At 64.7% G+C, this 18,813-nt stretch carries 14 protein-coding genes; 6 read left to right on the top strand and 8 right to left on the bottom strand.

The features are described from left to right. Positions 1-171: 171 nt before the first annotated feature. The 6 genes from CAG18_RS21100 to CAG18_RS21075 all read left to right on the top strand — a co-directional run bounded on the left by CAG18_RS21100 (position 172) and on the right by CAG18_RS21075 (position 8,608). Positions 172-690 (top strand): RNA polymerase sigma factor, encoded by a 519-nt coding sequence (locus tag CAG18_RS21100; protein ID WP_085721478.1) that lies wholly within the window; start codon positions 172-174, stop codon positions 688-690. Continuing rightward, complete coding sequence (locus CAG18_RS21095) at positions 687-1,643, top strand: FecR domain-containing protein (RefSeq protein ID WP_085721477.1); 957 nt, start codon at positions 687-689, stop codon at positions 1,641-1,643. Before CAG18_RS21100 ends, CAG18_RS21095 begins: the two co-directional genes overlap by 4 nt. Before the next feature lie 219 nt (positions 1,644-1,862). Beyond that, positions 1,863-4,298 carry a TonB-dependent siderophore receptor gene (locus CAG18_RS21090; RefSeq protein WP_085721476.1) on the top strand — a complete coding sequence of 812 codons (2,436 nt, stop codon included), beginning with the start codon at positions 1,863-1,865 and terminating at the stop codon, positions 4,296-4,298. A 129-nt stretch (positions 4,299-4,427) separates the two neighbouring features. Beyond that, positions 4,428-5,540 carry a PepSY domain-containing protein gene (locus CAG18_RS21085; protein WP_085721475.1) on the top strand — a complete coding sequence of 371 codons (1,113 nt, stop codon included), beginning with the start codon at positions 4,428-4,430 and terminating at the stop codon, positions 5,538-5,540. Then, positions 5,537-5,722, top strand: a complete 186-nt coding sequence (locus tag CAG18_RS21080) for a hypothetical protein (RefSeq protein WP_085721474.1) — start codon at positions 5,537-5,539, stop codon at positions 5,720-5,722. Before CAG18_RS21085 ends, CAG18_RS21080 begins: the two co-directional genes overlap by 4 nt. Before the next feature lie 66 nt (positions 5,723-5,788). Then, entirely contained in the window at positions 5,789-8,608 is a 2,820-nt protein-coding gene (locus tag CAG18_RS21075) for a dermonecrotic toxin domain-containing protein (protein WP_085721473.1), read from the top strand. Here CAG18_RS21075 and CAG18_RS21070 read toward each other — a convergent pair. From CAG18_RS21070 to glnE, 8 genes are all read right to left on the bottom strand, one after another. Continuing rightward, entirely contained in the window at positions 8,569-10,011 is a 1,443-nt protein-coding gene (locus CAG18_RS21070) for a lipopolysaccharide kinase InaA family protein (protein ID WP_085721472.1), read from the bottom strand. The two genes, CAG18_RS21075 and CAG18_RS21070, sit on opposite strands and share 40 nt — an antisense overlap. Further along, a complete protein-coding gene (locus CAG18_RS21065; protein ID WP_015268682.1) occupies positions 10,011-10,763 on the bottom strand; it encodes a lipopolysaccharide kinase InaA family protein in 753 nt (250 codons plus the stop codon). The genes CAG18_RS21070 and CAG18_RS21065 overlap by 1 nt, the downstream gene beginning before the upstream one ends. Further along, positions 10,760-11,494 carry a lipopolysaccharide kinase InaA family protein gene (locus tag CAG18_RS21060; protein ID WP_015268681.1) on the bottom strand — a complete coding sequence of 245 codons (735 nt, stop codon included), beginning with the start codon at positions 11,492-11,494 and terminating at the stop codon, positions 10,760-10,762. The genes CAG18_RS21065 and CAG18_RS21060 overlap by 4 nt, the downstream gene beginning before the upstream one ends. Further along, the gene (rfaP, locus tag CAG18_RS21055) at positions 11,494-12,300 is read right to left on the bottom strand and encodes a lipopolysaccharide core heptose(I) kinase RfaP (RefSeq protein ID WP_013970539.1); all 807 of its coding nucleotides are present in this window, start codon (positions 12,298-12,300) and stop codon (positions 11,494-11,496) included. The genes CAG18_RS21060 and rfaP overlap by 1 nt, the downstream gene beginning before the upstream one ends. Next, positions 12,297-13,421, bottom strand: a complete 1,125-nt coding sequence (locus tag CAG18_RS21050; RefSeq protein WP_085721471.1) for a glycosyltransferase family 4 protein — start codon at positions 13,419-13,421, stop codon at positions 12,297-12,299. Before CAG18_RS21050 ends, rfaP begins: the two co-directional genes overlap by 4 nt. Continuing rightward, the gene (gene waaC, locus CAG18_RS21045; RefSeq protein WP_015268679.1) at positions 13,421-14,479 is read right to left on the bottom strand and encodes a lipopolysaccharide heptosyltransferase I; all 1,059 of its coding nucleotides are present in this window, start codon (positions 14,477-14,479) and stop codon (positions 13,421-13,423) included. Before waaC ends, CAG18_RS21050 begins: the two co-directional genes overlap by 1 nt. After that, a complete protein-coding gene (gene waaF / locus CAG18_RS21040) occupies positions 14,480-15,529 on the bottom strand; it encodes a lipopolysaccharide heptosyltransferase II (RefSeq protein ID WP_013970536.1) in 1,050 nt (349 codons plus the stop codon). It lies immediately after the preceding gene. Positions 15,530-15,753: 224 nt separating this feature from the next. Next, entirely contained in the window at positions 15,754-18,687 is a 2,934-nt protein-coding gene (glnE, locus tag CAG18_RS21035; RefSeq protein WP_085721470.1) for a bifunctional [glutamate--ammonia ligase]-adenylyl-L-tyrosine phosphorylase/[glutamate--ammonia-ligase] adenylyltransferase, read from the bottom strand. Positions 18,688-18,813: the final 126 nt, after the last annotated feature.

The raw sequence follows: 18,813 nt of genomic DNA, 5'->3' as shown, positions 1-18,813 counted from the left end.
GCAGCCCTTTCGCGACGCAAGGCCGCTCCTACAACGACCGAGTTGCTGAACGGCCACCTGCCTTTTTCATGATGGCCATCCGATAAGCGTCCATTGCACCCACCCCCTCCCCTCTGCAACAATCGCGAATAATTATCGTTAGTTAATGCATTCGTTCCGGGGGGACGCTGCTTGTCTTCTGCACAGAGCCCACACGCCGATCTGGTCGGTGCGCTGTACCGCGACCATCGCGACTGGCTGCTCGCCTGGCTGCAACGCAGCATGGCCTGCCGCCAACGTGCCGAAGACCTGAGCCAGGACACCTTCGTACGCCTGCTCGGCCGTGCGCAACTGGATACGCCCCGCGAACCCCGCGCGTTCCTGGCCGCCGTGGCCAAGGGCCTGATGTTCGACCACTTCCGCCGCGCCGCGCTAGAACAAGCCTACCTGGCCGAACTGGCCCTGATGCCGGAAGCCGAACAACCTTCCCCGGAAGTGCAACACCTGATCCTCGAGGACCTCAAGGCCATCGACCGCCTGCTAGGCAAGCTGTCGAGCAAGGCCCGCGCAGCATTCCTGCACAATCGCCTGGACGGTATGAGCCATGCCGAAATCGCCGAGCGCATGGGGGTTTCGGTTTCGCGGGTGCGCCAGTACATCGCCCAGGGCATGCGCCAGTGCTACGTGGCCCTGTACGGGGAGCCGACGTGAGCAGTTCACCGGTTTCGTCCCGGGTGCTGGAAGCCGCCATTGCCTGGAAGCTCAGCCTCGACAACGGCAGCGGCACACCTGACGAGCGCAGCGAATTCATGCGCTGGCATGCCGCCAGCGAGGAGCATGCCAGCGCCTGGCGCCAACTCGGTGCCATGGACCAGCGCGTGAGCGCCGCTGCCGGCCCGGCACGCCAGGCCCTGCTGCAATCGCGCGCCGGGCTGCGCCGACGTATCGGCAAGGTCGGCGGCGGGCTGGCCGGCATGTTTCTGCTGGGCTCGCTGCTGGCCTGGGTCGGCGCACCATCGCTGGCACCGAGCTACTGGCTGGCCGATCAGCGTACCGCCACCGGCGAACTGCGTACCCTGCGCCTGGAAGACGGCACCTTGTTGAGCCTGAACAGCCACACGGCCGTGGATATCGACTACGCCGGAAAGCAACGGGTGATCGTGCTGCACCAAGGCGAGATTTCCGTCGAAACCGGCCATCAGGACCGGCGCCCGCTGCTGGTGCGCACCGACGATGGCCGCCTGCGCCCGTTGGGCACGCGCTTCCTGGTGCGCCGCGAGGACGACGGCACGCGCCTGGAAGTGCTGCAAGCTTCGGTCGCCGCCATGCCGCTGAACAGCGGCGACGAACAGGTGCTGCGCGAAGGCCAGCAGGTTCTGATGAACGCCAACGGCCTTGGCCGGATCGGCACGGTGCCAGCCGGTGCCGACGCCTGGACCCGCGGCATGCTGGTGGTGGACAACGTGCGCCTGGCTGACCTGCTGGCCACGCTTGGCCAGTACCGCAGCGGTTACCTCGGGGTAGACGACCAGGTCGCCGACCTGCGGGTGACCGGCAGCTTCCCGCTGACCGATACCGACCTGGCGCTGTCGTCGCTGGTGCCGGCACTGCCGGTGAAGGTCGAGCGGCATACCCAGTGGTGGGTGACCGTCGGTCCCAAGTAGGCCTGCACTGGCCTCTTCGCGGGTAAACCCGCTCCCACAGGATTGCACCAGCCTCAAAGCCCCCGCGATCCCTGTGGGAGCGGGTTTACCCGCGAAAGGGCCGGTACAGGCAAAAGCCAACTTCAAATAATTCTCAATTTTTTTCAGATTCGCCCTATCACTTTTCAAATCTCGCTCGGCAAGGAAGCAGAAAGCACTTATCCGTCGAGGAGCCTCTGCATGTCCCGTGCTGTTGATCGTATCCTGCGCCCCAGCCTGATGGCCCTGGCCATCGCCGTGACCGCACCATTGGCCAGCCCTGCCCTGTTCGCCGCCGAGCAATCCCCTCAGCGCGCCTACGACCTGCCCAGCGCCCCGCTGGCCACCACTCTCAACCAGATCGCCAGCCAGTCCGGCATCACCCTGGCCATCGACCCGGCATTGGTAAGCGGCCGCACCTCGGCCCCGGTGAGCGGGCAGTACGATGGCCTTGGTGCCCTGCAGGCCGCCCTACGCGGCACCGGCCTGCAACTGCAGCAAAGCAGCGTGGGCAGCTACAGCCTGGTGGCTACGCCGGAAGGGACGCTGGCGTTGCCGGAGACTGCGATCAATGCGGCTTCCAGCTATGAAAGCGCCTGGGGACCGGTAGAGGGTTACACCGCTACCCGGACAGCAGCAGGCACCAAGACCGACACCGCCATCGCCGAACTTCCCCGCTCGGTAAGCGTGATCACCCGCCAGCAGATGGAAGACCGGCCGGTGCTCAGCCTGAACGACGCCCTTCGCTACACCGCTGGCGTGCAGAGCAGCGGCTATGGATCCGACTCGCGCAGCGACTGGTTGCTGGTACGGGGTTTTGTGCCTACCCAGTTCCTCGATGGCCTGCCATTGCCCAAGGGCAACTACGCCACCCCCAAGATCGAGCCCTGGAACCTGGAGCGCATCGCCGTGCTGCGTGGCCCGGCCTCTTCGGTCTACGGTCAGACTCCACCAGGTGGCCTGCTTGACATGACCAGCCGTCGGCCGCAATTGGAAAGCAGCCACGAAGTCGAAGCCCAGGTTGGCAGCAACAACCACAAGCAGATCAACTTCGACAGCACTGGCAAGCTCGACGATGCAGGCCAGTTCCTGTACCGAGTGAGCGGCACCGTGCGTGACAGCGGTTCGCCGGTAGACCACATCCCGGACAAGCGCTACAACATCGCGCCCAGTCTGACCTGGAACATCAACGACGACACCAAGCTGACTTTCATCAGCCAGTACACCCGCGATGACACCGGCATCACCGGCCAGTTCCTGCCACTGCAGGGCACCAAACTGGATAGCACCGCAGGCAAGATTTCGCACCACAAGAACCTGGGCGACCCGGATTGGGAGTCCTACGACCGCACCTACTACCACCTGGGCTATGCGTTCGAAACACGCCTGAACGACACCTGGCAGTTCCGTCAGAACCTGCGCTACGCGCGTAACGAACTGGACTTCAAGGGCATTACCGCCGGTGGTTCGATCTGGCCAGCCGGCCCGGACGAAGCTGTCAGCGCCGATGGCACCGTGCAACGCACCGCCGGTATCGTCGAGGAGGACATCTCACAGTTCGCCCTGGACAACAACTTCCAGGCCGACTTCCAGACCGGGCAGGTTGCCCATACCCTGCTGCTGGGGCTCGACCACCAGCGCTCGGACAGTAATGCCCGCTGGCGCTGGGGCTCGGCGGGTGTGCCACCGAGCAATATCCACAACCCCATCTACGGTCAGGATTTCTCGAACGTTCAGTACTTCGACATGTACGACTACGACCAGAAAACCCAGCAGACCGGCCTGTATATCCAGGACCAGATGGCGTTGGACAACTGGCGCCTGACCCTTGGTGGCCGTGAGGACTGGGTGCACACCGGCACCACCTTCCACAACCAAGGCGACGCAACCAACACCCAACGCGACAAGAAGTTCAGTGGTAACGCAGCTCTCAGCTATGTATTCGATAACGGCCTGACGCCTTACATCTCCTATGCCGAGTCGTTCCAGGCTGCCACCGGTTCCACCGTCAACAGCACCGATGCCTTCAAACCGACCGAAGGCAAGCAATACGAACTGGGCATCAAGTACCAGCCTCCAGGCAGCAATAGCCTGTTCACCGCTGCTGTGTTCGACCTGACACAGGAGAACATGTCGGTGACCGAGGGTGGTGTCACCCGCCAGGTAGGCGAAGTGCGTGTCAAAGGCCTGGAGCTGGAGGCTACCTCGGATGTGACCGAGAACCTCAAACTGGTGGGTTCGTACACTTACAACGACAGCGAAATCATCAAAGGCACCAGTGACGAGAAAGGCAAGCGCATGGCGCAGGTACCGCGCAACCAGGCTACTGCCTGGGCTGACTACACCTGGCACAGCGGACCACTGGATGGGTTCGGGGTCGGCGTTGGCGTGCGCTACGTGGGCGACACCTACGGTAATACCACTAACACCGATTGGGGCCATGTGGGGTCATACACCGTCTACGACGCATCGGTGCACTACGACCTGGGCCGCCTGAACAGCACCCTCAAGGGGGTGACCGTAGCCGTGGATGCGAAGAACCTGTTCAACAAGGACTACTTGTCTACCTGTGACGGGTACTACTGCTACTACGGCGACGAGCGCAACGTGGTGGCCAGTGTCAATTACAAGTTCTGAGTGAGCCGGGCCATTCGCCGCACAAGGCTGCCCCTACAACGGCCAACGCGGTCCCTGTAGGAGCAGCCTTGCGCTGCGAAAGGGCTGCGCAGCAGCCCCAGCTTCCAACAGGCAAAAATCGGTACCGTGATGAAAAGCCCAACCATCCGCCGCTGGTCGGTGATCCACACCTGGAGCAGCCTGGTCTGCACCCTGTTCCTGCTGTTGCTGGCAGTCACCGGCCTGCCGCTGATCTTCCACCACGAACTCGAACACCTGCTCGGCGATGCCCCTGAACTGCGGGAAATGCCGGCCAATACCCCACACCTGGACCTGCAGCAGTTGGTAATCAAGGCCGAGCAGCACCGCCCCGGCGAGGTCATGCAGTACTTCGGCTACGACGAGGACGAAGCCAACGGCGTAGTGGCCATCACCGCCGCCACCGCCGGCACCGAACCCAATTCGTCGCACACCTTCATGCTCGACGCACGCACCGGTGAAGCCGTGGCCATGCCGGCCGCCAACGGCGGCTTCATGATGACCATGCTGCGCCTGCACGTTGACATGTTCGCCGGCCTGCCCGGCAAGCTGCTGCTGGCCTTCATGGGCGTGCTCTTCGTCGTGGCGATCATCTCCGGCACAGTGCTCTATGCACCATTCATGCGTCGCCTGGACTTCGGCACGGTGCGCCACGGCAAATCCCGTCGCCTGCGCTGGCTCGACCTGCACAACCTGATCGGCGTGGTCACCTTGGCCTGGGCACTGACGGTAGGCGTGACCGGTGTCATCAGCGCGCTGTCGGACCTGGTCATCGCCGCCTGGCGCAACGACAGCCTGGCCGCCATGGTTGCCCCATACCGTGATGCCCCACCGCTCACCGAACGCGCCCCGGCCACCCACCTGCTGACCATCGCCGAACGGGCCGCCCCCGGCATGCGCCCGGACTTCATCGCCTTCCCCGGCACCCGCTTTTCCAGTGAGCACCACTATGCGGTGTTCATGAAGGGCGCCACGCACCTGACCTCGCACTTGCTCACGCCCGTGCTGATCGATGCGCGAACACTGGCGGTGACCGCCGTCGGCGAACGCCCCTGGTACATGGATGCCATGGGCCTGTCGCAACCGCTGCACTTCGGCGACTACGGCGGCCGGCCAATGCAAATCCTGTGGGCGCTACTCGATGTGCTGACCATCATCGTCCTCGGCAGCGGCTTGTACCTGTGGTGGGGCAAACAACGCACGAAGCGGGAGGCGCGGGCATGAGCCACAAGTCACAGCCGACCTGGCGCATCTTCATCTGGCCGATGGTCGTGGCCTTGCTCACTGCCGTCGGGCTGTTTGCCGCCTTGCTGGGGGACGGGACATGGGACAGCCTCGCCTGGCTCGGCCTGGGAGTGTCGGCTGCTCTGGGCCTGCAAGGTTTCTACCCTCGTTCACGGCAGTAATCGGGTAATACACGCCCCCTCTTCTGCTGCGACATGGTTGGCTGCCATCTTCCCTGGAGCTTTACCATGACACCTTTGCAGCGCCTCGAAGCGCTCGATCGACAACTAATCGCCCTTGAGCAAGGCAAGCCCGAACTGGCGGGTGAAACGGAACCGGCCGCCATACGTCAGCGTTTTTTCGGTGACCTGGCAGCGTTCTGGAACGACCCTGTCGAAGCAGGCCACAGCCGCGCCCGACAACTGCGCGAACTGCGTCATGAGCAACTTCTGGCCGAGCTGGAACTGCGCCTTGCCGACCAGACCCTGGACTACAGCCACATCAGCCTGCTGCGCACCTCACTGGAGCTGCCGCTACCCTGGCAGCGCAACCACCTGCCAGACACCCACCGGGCCCAGGTTTATCGGCCGGTATTCAACCGTTCAAGCCCCCATGGCCGGTTGCCGTTACCCGGCGTGCTGGTATTGGTGGCAGACGCACCGGAAGGGGCCGTTGCCGAGCCTGCAACAGCCACGGGCCAGGCACTGCTGTGCAGCGTTTCTCATGGCGTTGAAGGCTTCGCCAACCTGGCCGAACTGCATAGGGAGCTGTGCGAGCGCCTGGACGACCCCATGCAAAGCCGGCCAATGCTGCAACTGCTACCCCGCCTGCAGGACCAGCAACTGGTCCGGTGTGCCGACCGGCTGCGCTACGAGTGGTTTACCGGCGACCTGGTCGAACAACAGGCCACTGACGTGATCGACGCGCAGCATCAACGGCTTACCATCGCCTGGCACGCCGCCTGGGCGCTTGACCAGAACCCGAATCTACCGGCACTGAAAAGCACCCTGGCCAAACAGCAGTCACTGACCGATCTCATGGGCAGCCAATATGCGTTGTCCACCCGTTATGCGCTGCTGCTGGAAAAACACCTGCCCGCCTGGCTGCGCCAGAGCTCCACGCAAAGCCTGACGCACATCATGCAAACGATCCAGGAGCTCGCCGGGGCCATCACACAGGCCGCTGCACCCGGCCTTTTGACCCTTGAGGCGTTCGGCAGTCGCCACCACCTGCTGGCATGGGTGCGCGAACGCCTCGGCAAGGCGCTGCGGCGCGAATTCTCCATCGAATTGCCTGCCGAAAAAATCTGCATAACCGTCACGCTTGCACACCGCACCGGCCCGCTGATCAACCCGCTGGCACCTTCGGGTTACGTGGCCGTTGCCAACCGTCGCCATGTCGGTGACACCATCGAGCTGGTAACCACCACCTACCGCCTGGACGAGCTGGCCCTGTTGAACATCGGCTGGTTCGACGTCGATTACTGGCTGACTGCCCGAATACACCACGAAGACGGCTCCACGCTGGAATCAATATCCGCGGAAGGGGTAAAGCGCCTGGTGCGTGAGCTAGACGCCGGCAGTGGCTACATCCGCTACCTGCGAACCCACCTGCTGGAGTCTCCAGGTGCGCGCTGGCGCATGCAATGCCACGGCAACATGAACCGCGCCCGCATGCGCGCCGAGGCGGCCAAGGCCCGCTATGCCAGGCACTTTCTGAACGATACCCACGAGCGGGGCTATCGCTGGGTCAAGGCCGTCACCGACCACCCCGACAACAATTGGCGCCCTACCATCGACGAGCATCGTATCGCGGTGCGCCAACTGATCATCGACGGGCACACGCTGCAAGGGGTACTGCTGCTCAATGCCGAGAGCGACAACCAGCCGTCGCTGGTGCTGTATACGCCGGACGCTCCCGACCGGCGCGCATGGCGTGAATACCCCGATACCCGGGCGCTGCTCAGAACCCTTCGCAGCACGCCGTCCTTGCGAAAGTACCTGATCCAGCGCGCGCCTCTGGCTGATGGCAAGCGGCTCGACAAGTTGGTGCGCAAGGGCCGCCTCGGGCCATATGTGCAAAGGCCAATGATCAACGGCAACCTCTTCAATGCCCTTTACAAGGCCCAGGTCCACGCCATGATCGCCGAGGCCGATACCAACAGCCGCAGCAACCGCGAGCTGCTCGGCGAGTACGGGCTGTCGACGCTGCGCCTGGTTCTCGACATGATCAGCCTCGTGCTACCGGCCCCGACAATGTCAGCCCTGGCCTTCGGCCGCATGTCGATTTCGCTGTGGGACGGCTTCGAAGCCCTGGAAAAAGAGGATTATGCAGCAACCTTCCACCACGCCATGGCTGCTTTGAGCCACAGCGCCGACGGGTTGTCCAGTTTCGCTGGTTCGCCCCTCATGCGCCGGGCGATGCGCGGCCTGCCGCCGCAACCTCCGCGCCCACTGCCGAATACCCACGAAGCGGCCGTGGATGTGAGCAAGCTGCGCTACCGGATCGACGGCGTTCATGGCGAGGAAGTGTACGAACAGATCAACAGCGTGCCAGGCCCGGACCGGTACTTCGTCAAGGACAGCCAGGGGAGGTTGTACAACGTCCACTTCGACGGCTATCGGTGGCGGGTACTCGACCCCAGGCAGCCGGATGCCTATGCGCAACTGCCGATCAAACGGCTGCGCAACGGCAATTGGGTGGTCGATTCCATCGTGCTTTGGCATGACGGGTTGCCTGACATAGCCCACCTGTTGGAAGAGGTACGCCTGCAACAACCATTAGCGGGCGAACCGGTGGCAGGGGACGCCGACCTGCACGACGCTGGGGGGCAACTCTATTTGCAGTTGGGTAACCATCAGTTGCCGGTTCGACGGCACCTGCTTGCCGGGCAATACCATTTGCTGCTGCCCGAGAAGGCACTGGGCGCAGTCCACGCCTGGGCAGTATTGCGCCAACAGGGCGGCCAATGGCGCATTCGCGTGCGCCAGCCAGGCCGCAGCAGCGACTGGCTGGCACTGCCGGCGGATTACTCGGCCAGCTTGGGCAACAGCCGGTCCAGCCGCTGATGCAAGGCACTGCCACTCGGCCAGTTGCGCAGCAGCCGCGCCCGATCACGGGCGTAGGCCGGGGCGAAGCTGAGCTGGGTGGCGTGCTGGCACATGGCGTCGAGGTCGATCAGCGACCATTGGCCGTTGTGCCAGAACAGGTTGTGGCCCTTGAAGTCGCCGTGGCTGATACGCTCGCGAATCAGTTGCTGCATCACATGCACCAGGGCATCCACCTGCTCCTCAGGCGCATCGCCGTTATCCACGTAGGGCGCGAAGCATTCGGCCAGGTCTGGGCCATCGATATACTCGGTGACCAGGTAGGCACGGCTTCGCAGCCCCATCACCCGTTGCTCCAGCACCGCGAGTGGACGCGGCGTGGCAATGTCGAGGAATTCCAGGCGATGGCCTTCGATCCAGGAATGCCAGGCCCGGCTCGGGCGCCAGAAGCGCTTGAACCAGTGCGCGGTGTTTTTGATGTTGTAGCGCTTGAGCACCAGCGTGCGGCCGCCAACCTCGATGCGCGCCACACTGGCCGCACCACCGGTCTTGTACAGGTGACCCTGGTCGATCAACGCGTCGGCCTGCTCCAGTACCGGCAGCATGGCTTCGACCTCGTCGCGGCGGACTGCCCGCAAGCCCGAAAGGCTGCGCTCGACACTGAACAGGCTGCATTCACGACCAGCCTTTTCCAGGTAATCCTTCTGGCGCCAGCTGCGCACCTTGTCCACCTGCTTCTGCAAGGCTTCCAGCAGCAGCGCATGCTCGGCGTTGGCCAGCAGGTAGTGCACCAGCAGTTCTTCGATGAAAGGCTCCAGGCGCTTGGGGAGCTGAGCGAAGAACACCCCCAGGTTTTCCAGCACACGCGGGCGTGACAGCTGCTGGCCAGGCGTTTCGGCCTTGATGCCGGCGCCGTCGATCAGGTACAGCTTGCCGCCGTGGCGCAGCAGGTTGTCCAGGTGCAGGTCTTCCTGCCACAGGCCCCGGGCGTGCATGTGCGCCACTGCAGTGAGCGCCTCGCCCAGCACCAGATGCTGCTCGTCTGCCAACACCGGCAAGCTCTCCACTGCCGCCCAGGCATCGGCCAGGCTCTCGGCGCCGTCGAGGAATTCGAACAGCAGCCAGCCGCCCTCGCCTTCCTTGAGGCCGTCGGCCAGCAGCTTCGGCGTGGTCAGGCCCTGCTCGGCCAGCAGTTTCACGCCTTGCAATTCGCGCTGGAAATGCCGTGCAGCGTTACCACCGACCAGCAGCTTGGCCAGCACCGGGGTACCGCGCCACACGCCGGCACCCACATAGCGCTGGCCCGGCAGCACGCGCAGCAGGCTGAGCAATTGCAGATCGGCCGTGCCGGCGGCATCGGCCAGGGTGATGCTCAGGGGCAACGAGGGGCTGCGCCCGGCCTCTTTCAATTCAGACAAACGCATCAGCGGGCCTCTTTTTCACGACGGCGTTGCGTCAGGCGTTGCAGCCAGGTATCGACCAGCGTGCCATCGGCAGGCTGCGCCAGGTAGCTGGCCAGCAAGGTACGTACATCGCGCTCGCCCCAGACCGGTGCGCGGCGCAGCAACGGCTCCAGGTCCTTGAGGCGGTCACGCATGCCGAAGAGCAGGGGTCGGGTCTTCTCCAGGTCGATCAGTTGCGCGTCCCAGCCTTCGCGGCGCTGACGCAGGAAGATGTGCTTGGGGTAGAAGCAACCATGCACCTGGCCGGCACGGTGCAGGGTGCGCGCCAGCTGGCCGCAGGCCTGCAGGACACCATTGCGTTCGGCATCGCTCAGTTGTGGCCACCGGGCCAACAAGCTGTCGAGGTCGGCCCATTCGTCCAGAGCACGAGTCATCAGGATCGCCCGGTGCGTGCCGCCTTTCTTGCGCTCGCCGTAGAACACCGCCTGCAAGGCCGGAATCTGCAGTTTCTGGTAACGGCTGATGTTGCGGAATTCGCGGGCGAAGGTCGGCTCGCCGAATGGCCGGTGCAGGGTACGGGTCAGGTAGTCGCTCTGGCGCTTGAGGTAGTAGCCCTTGCCCTCGAGTTCCAGGCGGTACACGCTGCTCCAGCCACCGCGGCCGGTGTTCGGTTCGTCCACGGCATCCAGTTGCAGCGCCCACAGCGCCTCGAAGTCGTCCAGGCCATGGCGCTTGAGCAGCGCGAGGTCCGCGCTGGCCAGGTAATCGGTCATTCCCTTCCCTCGAAAAAGCTCACCACCTGGCGAATGCGCTTCTTGTCACGCACATTCAGCCGATCGCGGCCACGATATTGCAGGTAGAAACGCAGGCGCTGGGTCGCCGACAGATGGTATTTGGCCACTTTGTCCAGGCATGCAAGGTCCTTGATCATCCGGTGCCGCCACATGAAGCCGCGCCAGAAGTCGCCGGTGGGGCAGTCGATGAAGAATAGCGTGCCCTGGTCGTCGACCAGCAAGTTGCGCCATTTCAGGTCGTTATGGGCGAAGTGGTGCTGGTGCATGACCCGGGTGTGGCGCGCCAGCTGGCTGCTGACATGCCCGACCCAGGCGCGATCGGCCAGGCGTGCATCGTTGCGCTCGGCCAGCGCCGACAAGTCTTCGGTATGCGGCAGTTCGCGGGTGATCATGGCCCCCCGGCCAAAGGCCAGGCCATTGCGCTCCAGGCCCCAGGCCACCACTTCGGCAGTGGGGATGTCCCACTTGGCGAACTGCTTGAGGTTCTGCCATTCGGCCTTGATCCGCGGCCGGCCCAGGTAACGGCGCATGTGCTTGCCGGCCCCGGTGTAGCGCTTGACGTAATAATTGACCCCGTCACGCGTGATACGCACCACCTCACTGAGCGGGTCGCGGGTCAGGCGCTCGCCTTGCAGGGCAAATACAGCATCGAGGCTGCCGAAGTCCGCCGCCAGGTGTTCGTAGCCCGGCGCCAGTGTCCACCCCGCCATCAGAGTGCATCCCCATAGCGTTGCTTGCGATCGTAGAGTTTCTGCGCCTTGCGCTCCAGCCAGGCGAGCAGCGCGGCTTCATCCTTCAGGACTTGCCGCAGCGGGCGCTGGAAGTAACCGCGCAGGAAGCGCAGCTTGTCGCGCTGGGTCAGGCCGATGTCCAGCGCCGAGAAGTACAGCGCGGCCAGGTCCTTGTCGCGCCAGCGGCGGCTGATTTTCGCCCGGGTCTGCGCGCGGTGCAGGTCGATTACCGACAGTTTGAAGTCTTCCGCCGTCACCGGGCGGTCGGTGTGCAGCAGGAAGTGGCAGATGTAGCAGTCGCGGTGGTTGACCCCGGCGCGGTGCATGCCGCCGGTCATCTTCGCCACTTCGGCGATCAGCGCGCGCTTCAGGCGCGGCTCGGGCGGCTGCCTGACCCAGTCGATGCTGAAGTCTTCCAGGCTGATGGTCGGCGCCAGCTCTTCGGTGATGATGAACGAGTGCTGCGCGGCCGGGTTGCTGCCACGCTCGCCATAGGCGACGGCTGTCATGGTCGGCACGCCAACCTGGTGCAGGCGCTGGATGGCCTGCCATTCCTGGCCGGCGCCGAGTACCGGCAGCTTGGCGGTAAGCAGGTTCTTGAAGATCTCGCCCCAGCCGATGCCGCGGTGGATCTTGACGAAAAAGCCCTCGCCAGCGACTTCGGTGCGCAGCGTGCGGCGCCCTTCCAGTTCGCGATAGACCTCGCCTTGCAGCGCCTCCACGGCATCGAAGGCATCACGCCCGGCCCACAGGCGCTTGAACGGTTCGGCCAGTATCAGCTTCATGCGGACTCCTGCCCCAGGATCACGTCGGCGGCATGCTGCGGCATGCTGTACAGATCGGCGGTTTCAGCAAACGCCAGGCCGTTGCGCGACCAGCTGGCGCGGGCCTGCTGGTCTTCGAGCATGCGCTGCAGGTAGCCATTGAGCTGTTCCTGCTCGAACGGCTCGTCCAGCACCAGGCCACTGTCGGCCTCAGCGATATAGTGGGCGTAGCCGCATACTTTGGAGACCAGCACCGGCAGGCCGGCCACCAGTGCCTCGAGCAGCACCGTGCCGGTGTTCTCGTTGTACGCCGGGTGGATCAGCAGGTCGGCGCCCAGCAGGAAACGCGGGATGTCGCTGCGGCCCTTGAGGAACTGCACCTGCTCGCCCAGGCCCAAGGTAGCGCTTTGCAGCTGGAACACCTTGGGGTCATCCTGGCCGATCACCATCAGCCTGGTGCGTTTGCGCAAGGCCGATGGCAGCGCGGCCAGGGCCTTGAGGCTGCGGTCAACACCCTTGGTCTTGAAGCCCGAGCCAATCTGCACCAGCAGCAGGTCGTCATTGCCCAGGTTGAATTCCTTGCGGAACTCGGCGCGGATTTCGCCGGCATTGGCCGGCGCGCGGCGGTCCTGGGAAATGCCCGGCGGCAGCAGGTGGAAACGCTCCACCGGGGTGCCGTAGTGCTTGATGAACAGCGGCTGCTGCACTTCGGAAATCATCAGCACTTCGGTACGGGCGTCCTTGGCGAACACCGCGCGTTCGTATTCGGCAAAGTGCCGGTAACGCCCCCAGCGGCGGTACAGGCCGCCACGCAGGGTCTGCGCCTTGTCCTCGAAGCAGCCGTCGGCGGCGTAGTACACATCCAGCCCAGGCATCTTGTTGAAGCCGATCAGGCGGTCGACCGGGCGTTTGGCCAGGTCGGCGGCCATCCAGGCGCTGAGCTTCTCGTTGCGGCGGTGATTGAAAATCGCCTTCACCGGCGCCACCAGCACTTCGAAGCCCGGCGGAATGTCACCCTCCCAGATCAACGTGTACACACGGATCTGGTGGCCCCGCTTCTGGCATTCCAGGGCAATGCGCATGAAGTCGCGCTGCAGCCCGCCGAAGGGGAAATATTTGTAAAGCACGAAAGCCAGTTGCATCAACGGACATCCTCAGCCAGCAGCAACGCGCTCAAGCGGCTCGCCACATGCTCGGGATTCAGGCGAGTGAAGCACAATGGCCACTCGCGTTTCAGATCGAACCGGCGCAGGTCGTCGGCGCTCGGTTTGTAGGTGCACTTCTTCTGCAGGCAGGGCGCGCAGGGCCAGTCACTGGCCTGGTGAATCTGGGTCCGTCCGTAGGCGCCGGTCAGGCCCGGGTTGGTCGGGCCGAACAGCGAAATGGTGGGCACATCGAGTGCCGCCGCCAGGTGGCCGAGGCCGGTATCGACCGCCACGCAGGCTTTTGCCGCCGCCAACACGCGTGCGACGCCGGCAAGGTTCAATTTGGGGAGTACCTGGCAGTTGTTCAAGCCCTGGGCGATGCGCTCGGCCCGCGCCTTCTCGGCCGGGTTGCCCCACGGCAGGCGCACCTCCAGCTTGCGCCGGCCCATGCGCTCGGCCAGTTCGCGCCAGTAGGCTTCGGGCCAGTGCTTGGTCGCCCAGGTGGTGCCATGCAGGAACACCACATAGGGGGCGGCCGGCGGCAGTTGCAGGCGCTCGAGGTCGAGGCCGTAGTTGCCGATGCCTTCCGGCAGGTCGTAGGCCAGGGCCATGGCGAACAGCTGGCGCACCCGCTCCACCGCGTGCTGGCCGGTGGCAACCGACAGGCGCCGGTCATAGAAGCGGCTGGCCCAGCCTTCGCGGGCCGAGTAGCGGTCCAGGCCAGCCACCGGCGCCTTCACGTAGCGGGTCAGCCAGGCCGATTTGACCAGGCCCTGGGCGTCGATCACCAGGTCGTACTTGCGCTCGCGTACACGTTGCTTGAACGCCTTCCACTCGCCGCTCTTGATGGTTTGCCAGAGGTTCTTGCGCCAGCGGCGAATGGCCACCGGGATCACCTGGTCGACCGCCGGGTGCCAGCTGGGGATTTCGGCGAAGCCTTCTTCCACCACCCAGTCGAAGCGGATGCCCGGGATGGCGTGGGCGGCATCGGTAAGCGCCGGCAAGGTGTGGATCACATCACCCAGCGACGAAGTCTTGATGATCAGTACCCGCACTTAGTCGACCTCGGCCACGGTATCGATCAGGTCCGGCCCGGTCAGGCTGTGCAGGGCAGCAATGACTTTGCCCGGTTCCAGCAAGCGCAGGCAGTTGTAGTGGCCGAAGCGGCAGGTGCGGTCGAAGCACGGGCTGCACTCGATGCCGGTGCGCACCACTTCCACGTGCTCGGCCAGCGGCGGGGTAAAGCCCGGCGAGGTCGAGCCGTACACCGCCACCAGCGGGCGGTTCAGCGCGGCGGCCACGTGCATCAGGCCCGAGTCGTTGGACACCACGGCATGGGCGCAGGACATCAGGTCGATGGCCTCGGCCAGCGAGGTTTCGCCGGCCAGGTTGGACGACTCTTCACGCAAGCCCGGGATCAGCCGATCGCGAATCTGCTCACCGACCGGGTGATCGTTCTTCGAGCCGAACAGCCACACCTGCCAGCCCTGGCGGATCATCGCATCGGCCACGGTGGCGTAGTGCTCGGCCGGCCAGCGCTTGGCCTCGCCGAACTCGGCACCGGGGCACAGCGCCAGCACCGGGCGGTCCAGCTCCAGGCCGAACTTGGCCAGGGCGGCGTCGCGGCTTTGCGCTTCGATCTGCAGGCTGGGGCGCGGGTACGGCTGCGGCAGCTCGGCGCCGGGTGCGTAAGCCAGGGCCATGAAGCGCTCGATCATCAGCGGGTAACGGGCCTTGTCCAGCTTGCGCACGTCGTTGAGCAGGCCGAAGCGCATTTCGCCGCGCCAGCCGGTGCGCTTGGGGATACCGGCAAAGAACGGCACCAGCGCCGACTTCAGCGAGTTGGGCAGCAGGATGGCCTGGTCGTACTGGCCGGCCAAGGACTTGCCGATGCGTCGCCGCGTGGCCAGTTCCAGTGCGCCGTGGCCGAGCGGGAAGCTCAGGGCCTGACGGACCTCGGGCATGCGTTCGAGGATCGGCCGGCTCCACTCGGGGGCCAGCACATCGATCACGCAGTCGGGATGCTGCTGTTTCAGGCACTGGAACAGGGTCTGCGCCATCACCATGTCGCCGACCCAGCTGGGGCCAATGATCAGTATTCTCATGCTTAGTCCAGAAACGCTCGGGGAGGCTACAGGCTGCGGTACAGCCTGGCCTCCCCTCTTTATATTCAGGCTATGTGGCGAACAGTGTACCACCGGTGGTGAGGCATGAGCCTTTGGGGCTGCTTTGCAGCCCATCGCGACACAAGGCCGCTCCTACAAGGGAATGCGATCTCCTGTAGGAGCGGCCTTGTGTCGCGATGGGCCGCAAAGCGGCCCCAGCAATCTCAAGTCAAACCCAATTCACCCCAGATCCGCCGCACCTCACGGCGTTCATCGGCAAACTGCGCCGCATCGATAACCCCGGCCTGCTTCTGCAGGGCCTGGCGGTGCGAGGCCGAGCGGAACGCCTTGTACACTTCACGCAACAGCACCGCGTCACTGGCCGGCATCAAACCCGCCTGCTCCAGCTCTTCCAGAATGCGGATGTTATCGGTCCATCGGAGTATGGCCGGGTGGTCGTGGGACCAGGCCAAAGCGGCGTATTGCACCATAAATTCGATATCGACGATACCGCCGGCATCCTGCTTGATATCGAACGGCACACCGGCCTCGAAGGCGTTGGCCGCGGTACCGGCAGCGGTGGCCTTGGTGCCGAGGTTGTCGCGCATCTTGGCGCGCATTTCGCTCACTTCGCTGCGCAGTTTTTCCAGGTCGCGGGCCTGGCCCAACACCTTGGCGCGCACGCCTTCGAACGCCGTGCCCACCTGCTTGCAGCCCACCAGCACCCGGGCCCGCACCAGGGCCTGGTGCTCCCAGGTCCAGGCCTCGTTCTGCTGGTAGCGCTCGAACGCTCCCAGCGAGCTCACCAGCAGGCCCGAGGCACCCGACGGGCGCAGGCGCATGTCCACGTCATACAGCTGGCCCGAGTTGGTCTGGGTGGTCAGCAGGTGAATGATGCGCTGGCCGAGGCGCGTGAAGAACTGCGCACTGTCAATCGGCTTGGCGCCGTCGGTTTCCGCCTGCGGGTCGCCGTCATGGATGAATACCAGGTCCAGGTCCGATCCGTGACCCAGCTCCAGGCCACCTACCTTGCCGTAGCCGATGATGATGAAGCCCGGGTCGCACAGGCTGCCGTCGCTGCGCTTGGGCTGGCCGTGGCGGGCCACGGTCTGGCGCCAGGCCAGGGCCAGTACCTGGTCGAGGATGGCCTCGGCCAGCCAGGTCAGGTAGTCGCTGACTTTCATCAGCGGCAGGTTGCCGCTGATTTCCGAAGCGGCCACGCGCAGGCTGTGGGCCAGCTTGAAGTGGCGCAGCGCCTCCATTTGCTGTTCCAGGTCGTCCTCGGGAATGCGTGTCAGGCGTTCGCGCAGTTCGCTGGCCAGCTCCGGCGCCAGTGGCGGGCTGAACAGGCGGCCTTCGTTAAGTAGCTCGTCGAGCAGCAGCGGGTAGCGGGCAATCTGCTCGGCAATCCACGGGCTGGCGGCGCACAGTGTCAGCAAGCGGCGCAAGGCCCCGGGGTTTTCGGTGAGCAGCACCAGGTAGGCAGAACGGCGTGCCACGGCCTCGACCAGCGGCAGCACGCGCTCGAGCACCAGGTCGGGGTTGTCATGTTCCACAGCCTGGGCCAGCAACCGTGGGATAAAGGCGTCCAGGCGCTCACGGCCAATCCGCTGCATCGAACGCAACTGCGGGCTGGAGCGCAGCGCGGCCAGGCGCCGCAGGGCTTCGGCAGGCTGCTGGAAACCGGCCTCTTGCAGCTGACGGCCAGCCGCATCTTCATCCTGTGCCTGCTCCCACAGCGGTGACCATTCCCCCCCCACCACCAGCTCGCCCTCGCCGTCTTCATCATCCGGGTCGGCGATCACTTGGCGGAAGTGCCAGTCAATACGGCTACGCCAGTGCGTCAGCTGGTCATGGAAGCTTTGCCAGTCGGCATAGCCAAGCATGTAGGCCACCCGCGCCTTATCGGTCTCGCTGTCCGGCAGCATCTGCGTCTGGCGGTCGGCGATGGCCTGGATGGCGTGTTCGGTATAGCGCAGGAACTCATAACCCTCGCGCAACTCGGCGACCACGGCTGGCGGCAGGTAGCCCTGGCCCTCGAGGGTGGCCAGCACTTTCAGCAGTGGCCGCTGTTGCAGGCTGAGGTCGCGCCCGCCGTGGATCAGCTGGAAGGCCTGGGCGATGAATTCCACCTCGCGAATGCCACCGGCACCCAGCTTGATGTTGTCGGCCATGCCCTTGCGCCGCACTTCCTGCTGGATCAGCTGCTTCATGGTGCGCAGCGCTTCGATCGCGGAAAAGTCCAGGTAGCGGCGGTACACGAACGGCCGCAGCATCTCCTGCAACTGTGCCCCGGTCGCCTGGTCGCCGGCCACAACCCGCGCCTTGATCATCGCGTAGCGTTCCCAGTCACGGCCCTGGTCCTGGTAGTACTGCTCCAGGGCATTGAAGCTGAGCACCAGCGCGCCGGCCGAACCATACGGGCGCAGGCGCATGTCGACGCGGAACACGAAACCGTCGACGGTGACCGGGTCCAGCGCCTTGATCAGGCGCTGGCCCAGGCGGGTGAAGAACTCCTGGTTGTCCAGCGAGCGCTTCACCCCCTCGGTTTCACCGCCTTCGGGGAAGGCGAAGATAAGGTCGATGTCCGACGACAGGTTCAGCTCCACTGCACCCAGCTTGCCCATGCCCAGCACCACCATGTGCTGCGGCTGGCCGCTGCGGTTGCCGACAGGCGTGCCGAACTGCTGGCAGTGGCGCGGGTACAGCCATTGGTAGGCTTCGTCGATGGCGGCGTCGGCCAGGTCGGACAGGTCGCGGCAGGTTTCGCCCAGCGCGGCCTGGCGGGTGATGTCGCGCCAGATGATGCGCAGCTGTTGGCGGTTGCGCTCGCGGCGCAGGTTGCGCGCCAGCTCGTCCTCGCTCTGCGCCGCCTGGGCGGCTGCAGCGATGTGCCCGCGCAGTTCACCCGCGGCGTAACGCCGATCCAGCTCGCCACTGGCCAGCAGGCCGAACAGCATGGCCGGCTCGCGCCGGACCAGGCCGAGCACGAAGTCGCTGGCGGCGGCTACCTGGTCGAACTGTTGCCGGTGCAGCGGGCTCCAGGCCTGGAGGTCGAGTTCCGGGTGGGTAGCCACCGCATCGCTGATGAATTGCTGGTTGCGCGCGACCAGCGGCTGCAGGGTAGCGGGCAGATCGGACGGCAAAGGTAGGCGCATGGTCTATCCTTGATCGGCGTGAAATAGAGGGGAAGAAGCGGCAAAGGGGAAGCCGGACCACGGTTGGACTGTCGTACAAAAGTTGGAAATAGCTGAAAGAAGCGAAAAAATGGCAACAAACATCAA

Source organism: Pseudomonas sp. B22(2017) (assembly GCF_002113105.1).
Taxonomy (GTDB): domain Bacteria; phylum Pseudomonadota; class Gammaproteobacteria; order Pseudomonadales; family Pseudomonadaceae; genus Aquipseudomonas; species Aquipseudomonas asiatica.
Note: the sequence above shows the minus strand (reverse complement) of the source record. Positions and strands in the feature narration are given on the sequence as shown.

Bases quoted from the DNA above. Each gene is read 5' to 3' on its own strand.
- CAG18_RS21090 (WP_085721476.1), top strand. From the start codon at position 1,863: ATGTCCCGTGCTGTTGATCGTATCCTGCGCCCCAGCCTGATGGCCCTG.
- CAG18_RS21085 (WP_085721475.1), top strand. From the start codon at position 4,428: ATGAAAAGCCCAACCATCCGCCGCTGGTCGGTGATCCACACCTGGAGC.
- CAG18_RS21080 (WP_085721474.1), top strand. From the start codon at position 5,537: ATGAGCCACAAGTCACAGCCGACCTGGCGCATCTTCATCTGGCCGATG.
- CAG18_RS21075 (WP_085721473.1), top strand. From the start codon at position 5,789: ATGACACCTTTGCAGCGCCTCGAAGCGCTCGATCGACAACTAATCGCC.
- CAG18_RS21070 (WP_085721472.1), bottom strand. From the start codon at position 10,011: ATGCGTTTGTCTGAATTGAAAGAGGCCGGGCGCAGCCCCTCGTTGCCC.
- CAG18_RS21065 (WP_015268682.1), bottom strand. From the start codon at position 10,763: ATGACCGATTACCTGGCCAGCGCGGACCTCGCGCTGCTCAAGCGCCAT.
- CAG18_RS21060 (WP_015268681.1), bottom strand. From the start codon at position 11,494: ATGGCGGGGTGGACACTGGCGCCGGGCTACGAACACCTGGCGGCGGAC.
- rfaP (WP_013970539.1), bottom strand. From the start codon at position 12,300: ATGAAGCTGATACTGGCCGAACCGTTCAAGCGCCTGTGGGCCGGGCGT.
- CAG18_RS21050 (WP_085721471.1), bottom strand. From the start codon at position 13,421: ATGCAACTGGCTTTCGTGCTTTACAAATATTTCCCCTTCGGCGGGCTG.
- waaF (WP_013970536.1), bottom strand. From the start codon at position 15,529: ATGAGAATACTGATCATTGGCCCCAGCTGGGTCGGCGACATGGTGATG.
- glnE (WP_085721470.1), bottom strand. From the start codon at position 18,687: ATGCGCCTACCTTTGCCGTCCGATCTGCCCGCTACCCTGCAGCCGCTG.